At 40.4% G+C, this 12129-nt stretch carries 9 protein-coding genes; 1 reads left to right on the forward strand and 8 read right to left on the reverse strand.

Annotation, left to right across the window (positions count from 1 at the left end):
• Window positions 1–93 precede the first annotated feature (93 nt).
• Window positions 94–615: an NADPH-dependent FMN reductase gene (locus tag PP2015_RS08690; RefSeq protein WP_058029899.1), complete on the forward strand. Its 522-nt coding sequence runs from the start codon at window positions 94–96 to the stop codon at window positions 613–615.
• Between the two features lie 37 nt (window positions 616–652).
• Here the strand turns inward: PP2015_RS08690 and PP2015_RS08695 are convergent, their stop codons facing one another.
• The 8 genes from PP2015_RS08695 to PP2015_RS08730 all read right to left on the reverse strand — a co-directional run bounded on the left by PP2015_RS08695 (window position 653) and on the right by PP2015_RS08730 (window position 12025).
• Window positions 653–1408 (reverse strand): substrate-binding periplasmic protein, encoded by a 756-nt coding sequence (locus PP2015_RS08695; protein ID WP_169792724.1) that lies wholly within the window; start codon window positions 1406–1408, stop codon window positions 653–655.
• Between the two features lie 105 nt (window positions 1409–1513).
• Window positions 1514–2707: an organoarsenical effux MFS transporter ArsJ gene (gene arsJ / locus PP2015_RS08700; RefSeq protein ID WP_058029901.1), complete on the reverse strand. Its 1194-nt coding sequence runs from the start codon at window positions 2705–2707 to the stop codon at window positions 1514–1516.
• Window positions 2708–2712: 5 nt separating this feature from the next.
• Window positions 2713–3723, reverse strand: coding sequence for an ArsJ-associated glyceraldehyde-3-phosphate dehydrogenase (locus tag PP2015_RS08705; protein WP_058029902.1), 1011 nt, complete (start codon window positions 3721–3723; stop codon window positions 2713–2715).
• Window positions 3724–3891: 168 nt separating this feature from the next.
• Window positions 3892–4917 (reverse strand): proline racemase family protein, encoded by a 1026-nt coding sequence (locus PP2015_RS08710; protein ID WP_058029903.1) that lies wholly within the window; start codon window positions 4915–4917, stop codon window positions 3892–3894.
• A gap of 98 nt (window positions 4918–5015) precedes the next feature.
• The gene (locus tag PP2015_RS08715; protein WP_058029904.1) at window positions 5016–8003 is read right to left on the reverse strand and encodes a TonB-dependent receptor; all 2988 of its coding nucleotides are present in this window, start codon (window positions 8001–8003) and stop codon (window positions 5016–5018) included.
• A 258-nt stretch (window positions 8004–8261) separates the two neighbouring features.
• A complete protein-coding gene (locus PP2015_RS08720) occupies window positions 8262–9821 on the reverse strand; it encodes a dihydrolipoyllysine-residue acetyltransferase (protein WP_058029905.1) in 1560 nt (519 codons plus the stop codon).
• A gap of 9 nt (window positions 9822–9830) precedes the next feature.
• Window positions 9831–10808: a transketolase C-terminal domain-containing protein gene (locus tag PP2015_RS08725; RefSeq protein ID WP_058029906.1), complete on the reverse strand. Its 978-nt coding sequence runs from the start codon at window positions 10806–10808 to the stop codon at window positions 9831–9833.
• On the reverse strand, window positions 10808–12025 hold the full coding sequence (locus PP2015_RS08730) for a thiamine pyrophosphate-dependent dehydrogenase E1 component subunit alpha (protein WP_058029907.1): 1218 nt from the start codon (window positions 12023–12025) through the stop codon (window positions 10808–10810). The genes PP2015_RS08725 and PP2015_RS08730 overlap by 1 nt, the downstream gene beginning before the upstream one ends.
• Window positions 12026–12129: the final 104 nt, after the last annotated feature.

Raw genomic sequence — 12129 nt, forward strand, 5'->3', positions numbered from 1 at the left:
GGGATTAATAACTAGATAAAGATAATATAGACTATATTTCATCGAGTCGAGCAATGAATTTAAGACTCATCACTTAATAAATGAGGAAAAATCATGAAAGTATTAGCATTCGCAGCGAGTAGCAGCCGTCAATCAATTAACAAACAGCTGGCTCAGTACACGGCAAACCAAATTGAAAACGCAAACGTTGAATTATTAGATTTAAACGATTTTGAAATGCCTATCTACAGCTCAGATCGTGAAAATGAATCAGGTATTCCAGAACAAGCACAAACTTTTTTCAAAAAAATTGGCGAAGCAGATGCCATTGTTATTTCTTTTGCTGAACACAATGGTTCTTATACGGCTGCTTACAAGAACATTTTTGATTGGACATCGAGAATTGATATGAAAGTGTATCAAGGTAAACCAGTAATTTTATTAGCGACTTCACCTGGTCCTGGTGGTGCGCAAAGCGTACTCGCTTCAGCAGTTGGTTCATCTCAGTTTTTTGCAATGGATGTTAAAGGCTCACTTTCTGTACCGAGCTTCTATGATAATTTCGATTTAGAAACTGGTCAGTTAACTAACTCTGAACTTGTAGATCAAATCAAAACTATCACTGCTTTAGTTTAGAATCTTCTATGAGCTGTGTGTTAAACACAGCTCAGGTTTAAAATTTAATCACTTTTGCTAAAAGTTGATCATAACGACCTGATTGTTTCATTCTAAGTAAAGCTTCATCAAACATCTTCAGAATATCGGCATTATTCTTATCTGATTTCGATAAGATGATATGGCTGTTTTTCCGCATGAAAGGCTGTTCGATATGGCCTATTGATTTCATATCTTGTTCTGAGAAGTGCTCACGTAACAGATAATACCCCACCGCCATCTCCTGAGGGTAAATAGATACTCTGTTTTTTAATAACATGCCAAATGCTTGTTCATCATTTGACACTCTGTACATATTGATTTGTTTAGCGCGAATAATGTTATCTAGATCTACGCCATAACTAAAATCTTCTAGCCCAACATAGCTATATGACTTTAACGCTTCAAAGCTATCTAGATTCGGCTTTTTTGTTTTGTTGTAAAAAAATACATGCTTTTCTTCTAATACGGGCTCAGAAAAATAAAATTCACTGTCTCTAGATTCGGTTTTTAGCCATAAACCAGTACCGTCAACTCTTCCTAATTGCGCTTGCTCCATCGCTCTTGCCCACGGGTAGAATTCAAAAGAAACTTGATAACCTATGTCAGCAAATGCCTCTGTAATTATCTCAGCAATGGCACCGTTATTTGGTAAGTCACTTCCCATATAAGGAGGCCACTCTCCAACTGACAAAGTAAGGTTGTTTGCTGATGCGGATAAATTTGAAAATAACGAGAGTAAAAGAAATAAAGAGATGTATTTAAACTGTTTCAATGTGACACCAATCATTATCAGACCTAGATTAACTTTAGTTGATAATTATGGATAAATAGTGGAAATAAAACCCAGAATCTAAATTTCTGGGTTTTAGAAAAAAGATCAAAGTCGTTTAGTTAGTGCTATGGCAATGCCTAGCATAACTGACGAAACCAATAAGCATGCGTTTAAACCATAGTATTGATACATAACACCAGATAATACAGTACCTGTTAAACGCCCTGCAGCGTTTGCCATATAATAAAAACCAACATCCATTGATACCCCGTCACTGTCAGCACATCTCACAATGAGATAGCTGTGTAACGATGAATTAATCGCAAATACTGCACCAAAAAGTAGCAAACCGCCGACAAGAATAAGTTCTGGTGAAAAGCTTGAATCTAAACCCAATACTATCATTGCAGGAATAAGTGCAAGGGTTGTTACCCATGACAGTGCTGATTGCTTACTTTGGGTTAACGCCATATTTCGACCAGTTACTTTGGGGGCGTTTGCCTGTACTAAGCCGTATAAAATGACCCAAACAGCCATAAAAGTGCCTACAGTGCTACTTTGCCAGCCCAGTTCACTGACAAAATAAACCGGCAATGCAACCACAAACCATACGTCTCTGGCTGCAAATAAAAATAGTCTCGCAGCTGAAAGTCGATTGATTTGCTGGCTTTTTGAAAACATTTCAGTGAATTTAGGTTTTGCTTTCTTTTTACCTAAGTCTGCTTTTAATCGCCATATACTCAATAGCCAAACAAGTGTCAGCATACCAGCCATTAACCATAATGCGCCTTGAAAGCCAAATAAGGTCAATAGCAAACCACCCAAAAAGAAACCGACACCTTTTAGCGCATTTTTAGAGCCAGTTAAGATTGCAACCCACTTATACAAAACGCCATCGGCGTCTTCGGGAACCAATTTTTTAATGGCACTTTTGGCACTCATTTTGTTGAGATCTTTTGCGATCCCTGACAATGCCTGTGCACACATGACATAAACTACACTCAACCACTCAGGGTTAATAGCAAGCATGACAAGTGCAAAGATTTGAATAGATAAACCCAGATTCATGGTTTTGTTCAAACCAAGACGTGCACCTAGCCACCCACCTACTAAGTTAGTTACAACACCAAAGAATTCATAAAACAAAAACAACAAAGCAACTTCAAGTGCACTGTAGCCAAGCTGGTGGAAGTACAACACCACCAGCATTCTGAGCGCTCCATCTGTCAATGTGAAAGCCCAATAATTACTGGTGATGAGTAAGTATTGTTTTATGTCATCCGAAAGTTTGGACAACATCTAAATTATCCCCACTTTTGCCCAATTACATAACGAACTAGATCTGCAGTTCTATTTGCATAACCCCATTCGTTGTCATACCACAGATACATTTTCACTTGAGTGCCATTCACGACCATGGTTGACTGCGCATCAACCACACTGCTTCTTGGATCTGTTTTATAATCAATTGACACAAGTGGACGAGTCTCAAAGCCTAGAATGTCTTTCAAGTCTCCCTCTGCCGCTTCTTTCATCCATCCATTGATTTCTTCAGCAGTGGTCGCACGGCTTACTTCGAATACACAATCTGTAATTGATGCATTCGCCAGAGGTACGCGTACAGCATGACCGTTTAATTTACCTTTCAATTCAGGGAAAATATGTGTAATTGCAGTTGCAGAACCCGTCGTTGTTGGGATCAAACTCATACCACATGCCCTTGCTCGACGAAGATCTTTGTGCGGTGCATCAAGGATGGTTTGAGTATTGGTGATATCGTGAATTGTGGTCATCGAACCGTGCACAATACCAATTTTTTCTTGTAATACTTTAATAGGTGGCGCTAAACAGTTCGTCGTACATGACGCTGCAGTAACAATGTTGTGCTTTTCAACATCAAATAAATCATGGTTGACGCCATAAACTACGTTTAATACACCCTCTTCTTTAACTGGCGCAGTCACGACTACCTGTTTTACACCTTGATCAAAATAAGCTTGAAGTTTGGCTTTGGTTTTCATTTTACCAGAGGCTTCAATCACTAAATCACAGCTTGACCAATCAGACGCTTCAATCGTTTTATTCTGGGTAACTGAAATAGTGTGACCATTGATTTGCATAGTATCGCCTGAAAAATCCATTTCATGGCGCCAACGACCATGAACCGAGTCAAAATTCATTAGATGCGCAAGTGTTTCAGCGTTGCCTGCCGGATCATTGATCTGAATGATCTCAATGCCTGCAGTATCATATAAGGCACGCATAGTTAGGCGACCCATACGGCCAAAGCCATTTATTCCAACTTTTATACTCATGTTTACTCCCAGAAATTAAACGAAGACACATCGATTATGGTCAACTTTCTTGAAAATGTGATTTCTAGTTTTAAAGAAAAAACTGTCAACTATAAAATATATGGAAAATCATATATTCGATTTTCCATATATTCAAGTTTATTTTTCGTTCTGGGTGATTAGAGCGGGTTATTTTAGGAAAAAACCATGTTTGAATGGATCTGAGTCTTCTAAAACGAAGTTAGAAAATGCTGTGATATATGCAGTGCCAAATACTCGTGGTATTACGGCGTTGTAACCATGAAATTGTGATTCTTTTTGAATTGTTACATCAAAACTACTCTCTACGATACTTTCAATGGTAATTTTGTCACCAACGTTTATTTGCTTTCTAGCATGAAGTATTGCGGCTCTTGCGCTAACCCCCGTGCCAGTTGGACTCCTATCTAATTCACCATCAGCAAAAATACACACGTGTTTACTATGGCTTTCTTTGTCTTTAATTTGAGATGACGAATAAAAAATCACACCATATAGAAAACTCAAACTTTCATCTTCTGGGTGTGAAAGCGCTAAAGAGTCGTTTACTAAACTTTTGATTTCTTCACCAAGCTCAGATAATTTAGCTGCATTTGATTTTGACAAAGAGATATCAAGCTTGTCTGCATCTACGTACGCATAATAGGCACCACCAAAAGCAATATCAGTTGTAAAAGACCCAAGAGCAGGATGATAAATTTGCTGATCGAGTTTCACTACAAAACTGGCGACATTATCAAAAAACGCCTGCCCATTTTTATAATATGCAGTTACCTGCCCTGCTGGTGAGTCAATTTTTAGGTCGTCTTTTTCTTTAAAATGGCCTGCTTTTTCAGCCAATGTAGACAGTGCAATGATCGCATGACCGCACATAGTGCTATACCCTTCATTGTGTAGGAATAACACACCAAAATCACTATCAGCTCTTTCACTCTCTGTGATTAAAGCGCCGTACATATCCGAGTGGCCTCTTGGTTCACCCATAATTGCAGTACGAAGATTGTCTTGCTGTTCAAGACATTCAAGCCGTTTATCGACGATACGCTTACCCTTAAGGGGCGCAAAACCACTTTTAATTACTCTAAGCGGCTCACCACCTGTATGCATATCAATGCACTTTATTTGTGTCCCAGACTGAATGTTTAGTGTTTCTAATTGTTTTATAAAATCTGACATGAAACTTCCTTAGATCGAAAAATGCCAAGCAAGCTTGGCATTGGGTGAATGCTGAGCTTAGGTACTTCACTCAGCGCGCACGGGTATTTTCAGGGAGATTAGAAAACCATACGTGCAGTCAGGGAAACATAGCGAGCCGCTTGACGACCAGTTACCATGCCGTAGTCTGGGTTTAACTCAATACCATCATCACCATAACGAGTACGTTCTTCGTTGATATTTAATGCACTATCAGCATTTAGTAAGTTATAAACGGTTGCTTTCAAAGATACTTCATTACCCATTAGCTCTGTGAAATATGACATTGAAAGGTCAACATTCGTTACCCATGGTAGTGTGCCTGCGCTACCTCGAGGTGCTGGGTTACCATTTTCGTCGTAGTGTGAGGCATGATCATAATATCGACTGATACATGCATCCCATGGGTTACCTTCTGCACAGCTATCTACATTTTTAGGGTGTACAGAGAAGTAGCTTTGTGGACGACCTGAAGTAGTACGAGCAACTAAACCAGCAATTAAATTATCCGTAATATTGTACGAACCAGAAAACTTGAATGCATGACGGTGGTCATTTGGCAAGTTACCGTAGCCATGGTCCATTAGGTCAGCATAGTCGTATGACGTCGTCCAACCTGGATCAGCCTGGTTATTATCCGTTTTAACTAAGCCTTCAGTGTTACCGTAGTTTTTAGACCAAGTGTAAGATGCGTTAATTCTAAAATCATCCGTTACGTTGCCATCTAAAGTAAACTCAACCGCTGTGTATTTTCTAACTGCTGCAGGTAAAGCCAATTCTTCTGGTGATAGGTTAATAACATCAACGGTACCATCACCATCAAAATCATATGACATTTCAATCGCTTCACCAGGGTTGTTCAACACATAATATGAGCCTTGACCCACATTATCTGTGATGCCCATTTCAGCTAATTTCTTAGCAAGTACAGGACCTACATCCGTGTCTTCTACACTGCGACCTAGGTCACGGTGAACAACACGCACACCCGCTGACATAGTGTCAAAGATTTCCTGCTGATAACCAATGGTGATTTCATCAGAATACATAGGTTTCAAGCTTGATGAAGCAATAAGGCCTGGCTCAGTAATACCGCGTTGACGCCAGCGACGATCACGTAACATGTCGCCACGACTTGGTGAACCATCAGCTAACAGTACTGGCGTACCATCTGCATTTACGTCACCCATTTCATGGTACTCGAACCATTCAACAGACGCAGAGCCTTGCGTGATATTCATGTTTGCAGAAACAGGTTGATAATAACGGCCAAAAGTTGCGAACACTTTAGCAGTACCATCACCATGTAAGTCATATATTGCTTGAAGACGAGGCGAGATTTGATCTTTCATATCAACGTAAGCACGGCCGTCTGTTACCGTGTTTTCAAACTCACTATAACGTAGACCTAAATTAAGCACTAAGTTGTCAGTTGCTTGCCAAGTATCATTAATATAAAACGCAATTGAAGTTGAATCAGAATCTACGTCACGTGTTCTTACACGTCTTTCGATGAAAGACTCACCTTCTGCCGCACCAGAGATATCATCAACACCTGCGTTTTTGATTTCCCACCATCCCATACCATCGCCGATACCATTTTGACCTGAGCTGAACTTTACTTTTACTTTGTTATAGTCGATACCAAACTGTAAGGCGTGCTCATCTAAATCTAAAGTGAAATCAACACGGGCTTGCTCACGTACATATTTTTCTTCAGATACTGTTGATGTTGTGTGTTGACTTAATGTAGTCCAACCATTTCGAGAGTCCCAAACACCAGGGTCCGTCGATGCAACTACATTTTCAACATTCTCAGTAACTTGACCGACAACAGCAGTAACCGACATTGTATCTGTTAAGTAGCCGTTATAGTTTACACTGAATACTTTACCGCCATCTTCACCTGGTGCTGCAACCCCTTTTTGATCGCCAATGACATTCGTTTGCCAATCATAGACAAAGTTAGTTGTATCCCAAGTACGCTTATTATTCATTGCTGAAAAACCAAATGAATGATCTTCATTAATGAACCAGTCTAACTTAGTAAACCAACGGTCTTCTTCTGTTGATGTTGAGCTGAAGGTTGTTTGACCTGCGCCCTCACTATCAGAACGACGTGGTGAAAATAACGCATAAGCAAAAAGTTTATCTTCAACTAGAGCGCCTGAGGCCCATACTTGGAACTCTTTAAAGTCATATTTATCACGCTGGTTATTTGTAGATATAGTGCCGTTGCTTTGGTAAATGGAATCATGATGTGATTCGAGATTTGATGGATCCCATCGCACTTCTGCACCAAAGTCAAAATCATTGTCACCTGATTTTGATACAGCGTTTACGATACCACCCATCGCACCACCAAACTCAGGACTTACACCGCCCGTTTTAATTTGAGTTTGAGAAATCGCTTCCCAAGGTAAGCGAATTGAGCCTAGGCCTGTTTTGATTGAAGCAACATTTAAACCATTGAAGTAGTATCCATTTTCAGCTGATGACGCACCGCCAAAGCTTGATGCACCATTAAAACTACTACCACCTGGCGCAGAAGTGCCAGGCGCAAGTAATGCAATGCTTTCGAAACCCGTATTTACAGGCATCATATTTAATTCTTCATCACTGAATGTCACACCTGATGTCGAGTTACTTAAATCTACTCGACGGATTGAAGCACCAGTTACAGCAATACGTTCAATATTTTGTCCAGCTTGTGACATTTGTGCATCAATGATCATAGACTGACCAATGGTAACGTTTACATTTTCTTGTAGTACACTTTGGTACCCATCTTTTACGATTGTTACGTCGTACGTACCGACAGGGACATTACGTAACAAGTATTCACCTTCGGTATTGGTTGTCACCGTATATTTCAAACCTTTAGTTTTGTGTTTGAAAGTCAATGTTGCACCAATAATATCAGAGCCTGAAATGGCTTCGATATGACCCTTAACAATGCTGCTACCATCTACCGCTAATGCTGGTGCATGCCAGCTTAATGCTGCTGCGATCGCCGAAGCCGCAAGGCTTTTTCTTAGATAGTTACCTTTATTATTATTGTACTTCATGAGTTGTCCTACTCCTGTGAGTTTTGCGTTTTTCATAATGACGCGTAACACAATACATACAATTTATATTGTATACAATATTTTATTTTATATTTTATTAACTGGAATATGTAACAAAATATACATTTGCTTATAAATAAAGGCTTAACAGGTACAAAAAAAGTATCGGCAAAATAAAAATAGAGTAAAAACGTGAAGTGGCTATTAACAAAAAGCCCCGCACTAGGCGGGGCTTTACAAATATATTTTGATAATAACTTAACGCATCGCCATCATCATTTTCGCAGGGTTTTCTAGGTAAGCTTTCCAAAGGTTATTGAATCGAGCAATCGTGCCACCATCAATCACTCTATGATCGCCTGACCAACTCACTTGCATAATTGCACGAGATACAACGTTACCATGAGAATCAAAACGTGGTAGGTGTTGTAGTTTTCCGAGTGCAACAATTGCTACTTCCGGCTTATTGATAATTGGCGTTGCAGTCGTACCGCCAATTGCACCAATGTTTGAAATTGAAATTGTACCGCCTTTCAAATCATCAGGTGAGACGCGCCCTTCTCGAGCTGCTTCAGTTAATCGTGTCACATCCTGAGCAACATCGACAATAGATTTACTTTGACAGCCTTTAATATTTGGCACCAATAAACCAAGTTTTGAATCTACGGCCATACCGATATTGTGATCATCAAAATAGGTGATTTCAGTACAGTCGTCGTTTACTTGTGAGTTAACAATTGGGAACTCTTTAATCGCAAGTGAAAGTGCTTTGATAAAGAATGGCATCATTGTCAACTTAATACCTTCTTTCGCATACTGCTCTTTGAGCTCTTTGCGGAGTGCAATAAGGTCCGTTAAGTCTATTTCATCGCTAAATGTAAAGTGTGGAATGGTCGAAACAGACGCTACCATTTGCTTTGCCATTGCTGCTTTCATGCCACGAATAGGCTCTACACGTGTGCCTCCTGAAGTAACAGCTTGAGCAACCTCAGAAACTGGTGCAGTGTTTGTTGCAGCTGGTTTAGCTTCAACAACAGCTTGTTGATTAGCTTCACCACTAACAAAGCGAGCAATATCTTCTTTATACACTCGACCATTTTTACCAGAGCCAGGTACCAAGTTAATGTCGATATCTTGCTCACGTGCTAAACGACGAACAGCTGGAGACGCGATTGCTTTTCCATTTTTTGGTAATTGAGCTTTCACTGCTGTATTTTGTGTGTCAGCTTTTGCAGCTGGTTTACTTTCTGAGACAGAAGAATTTTGAACATTGCCATTACCACCAGCTAGACGCATTTGGAATAACGGACTATGCACCTGCGCAATTTCACCTTTCTTATAATAAAGCTTTTCTACCACACCATCGTATTTAGCTGGGATCTGTACCAAGGCTTTGTCAGTCATTACGTCACACACAGCTTGGTCTTCAACTATGGTGTCACCTTCGCTGACTAACCACTCAACGATTTCACATTCAACAATACCTTCACCAATGTCTGGCAGAATAAAGTCTTCTAAATGCGAACCTGAAGTATCTGGTGATGCTTGAGTGTCATTCGCTACTTCGACAGGTGCAGCACCTGCTACATCCATTGCAAAAAGTGGCTCATGCACTTTAGCAATTTCGCCTTTTTCATAGTGTAACTGTGTAATCACACCATCATGCACGGCAGGAATTTGTACCAAGGCTTTGTCGGTCATAACATCACAAATAGGTTGATCTTCTTTTACTTCATCACCTACTGAAACTAACCATTCAACAATTTCGCACTCTACAATGCCTTCGCCAATATCTGGTAAGATAAATTCTTTTGACATGTCTAATCCTTAAAACTCAACCGATTTTTTAATCGCAGAGAACACTTTAAGTGCATCTGGTACATATTCTTTTTCAAGTGCAAGTGGGTAAGGTGTATCTAAGCCACACACTCGTAAAATCGGCGATTCTAAATGTAAGAAACATTCTTGTTGGATAGTTGCAGCAACCTCAGCACCAAAACCATTAGTGATCGGTGCTTCATGACTAATGATCAATCGGCCTGTTTTGGTCACAGATTTAGCAATAGTTTCAACATCCCATGGCAGAATACTGCGTAAGTCAATAATCTCACAGCTAATACCCGCTTCCTCTGCTTTTTCAGCAGCTTGCTCGATGATTTCCATCTGCGCACCCCAAGCAAGTAATGTCACATCTGAGCCTTCTTTAACGACTTCAGCTTTACCCAGTTCGATTTCATAATCTTCTTCAGGTACTTCACCAACTGAAGCACGATATAAACGCTTAGGCTCAAAGAAAATAACCGGGTTATCGTCTTTAATACATGCACGTAATAAACCTTTAGCTTGGTAAGGGTTACGAGGAACAACTAGTTTCAAACCTGGTGTATGCGCAAAGTAAGCTTCTGGAGATTGTGAATGGTATAAACCACCCGCAATACCACCACCGTAAGGGGTACGAATTGTTAGATTACCAACATTGAATTCATTACCACTGCGGTAACGGAATTTTGCAGATTCGTTCACGATCTGATCGAATGCCGGGAAGATATAATCAGCGAACTGAATTTCAGCCAGTGCCGGTGCGCCAAAAGCAGCTAAACCGTTTGCGAAACCAAGAATACCTTGCTCTGTCAGAGGTGTATTGAATACACGGTGCTTACCGTATTTTTCTTGTAAGCCTGATGTCGCACGGAACACACCGCCGAAGTAACCCACATCTTCACCGAAGATACACGCTTGCGGATGCTCTGCCATAGTAATGTCTAGCGCCGAGTTAATGGCGTGTAGCATGTTCATTTTAGCCATTATTTGATTCTCCCTGCAGTCACTGGGTACGCTTCTGGATGTTGCTTGATATGTTCTTTTAATTCTTCGTATTGCTTTTGAAGCGCTGGAATTGGCGTGTCGTATACATCAGAAACAAGCTCTTCTAATGCTGGTTTTTGTACTTTCTCAGCAACCTTTAATGCAGCAAGAATTTCTTCACGGATCTTATCTTTTGCCGCTTCGTCTTCTGCTTCATTTAACCACCCCTGCTTTAATAGCCAGTTTTTGAATCGCTCAATTGGGCAAGCTGCTCTGAATTCAGCTTCTTCATCTTTACTACGGTAGCCAGATGGATCATCTGATGTTGAGTGAGCACCTAAACGATAAGCAATCGATTCAACTAATACAGGCTCGCCCTGCTCTGCTGCGATTTTACGTGCAGCTTGTGTTGCGGCATAAACAGCCAGTGTATCAGTACCATCAACACGGATCGTTTTGATACCATAGCCAACACCACGTGCTGCAATACCATCGCCTTTAAATTGCTCATCTGCTGGCGTTGAAATCGCATAACCATTATTACGCGCGAAGAAAACAACCGGTGCTTTGTGCACGGCAGCCATGTTTAAACCGGCATGGAAGTCACCTTCAGATGCAGCACCTTCACCGAAATAACAAATTGTCACATTATCGATTTCTGAAGCTAATTCGCCTGTTGCAGCATCAATATGATTCAATTTTTGACCATATGCATAGCCAGTAGCTTGCGGGATTTGCGTACCAAGCGGTGAAGAAATCGTCATATAATTAAGTTCGTTAGAGCCATAGTGGATTGGCATCTGACGGCCTTTTCCTAAATCAAGTTCATTTGAGAACATTTGATTCATAAAGTTATCTAGGCTAAAACCACGATAAGCAAGTGCTGCTTGCTCGCGGTATTGGGCCATGATCATGTCATCATGTTTAAGCGCTGCTGCACTTGCAGTCACAGCGGCTTCTTCACCAAGACATTGCATGTAAAAACTAACACGACCTTGACGTTGCGCAGCCTGCATACGTTCATCTAGTAAACGAATGAAGCGCATAGTGCTATATATTTTTAATGCTGTTTCTTTGTCTAGCTCTGGTGCGGTTGCACCATCAAGGATCTCACCATTGTCACCGAGAATTTTTAAGGTTGGGATATTCAGTGCATGGCCATCAATAAATTCCAGCGCGTGGCTGATATTTAGAGATATGTTATTCGGGTTAATCATAACCTACCTTCTCTTGTTGTCATTATCCATTTGCATGCAAATAACTACTGAAAAGTATTTATTCGTTCGCTATGTTGTTTTATGAATAATCTGTGCGATTTATG

It is taken from the genome of Pseudoalteromonas phenolica, from assembly GCF_001444405.1.
Classification (GTDB): Bacteria; Pseudomonadota; Gammaproteobacteria; order Enterobacterales; family Alteromonadaceae; genus Pseudoalteromonas; species Pseudoalteromonas phenolica.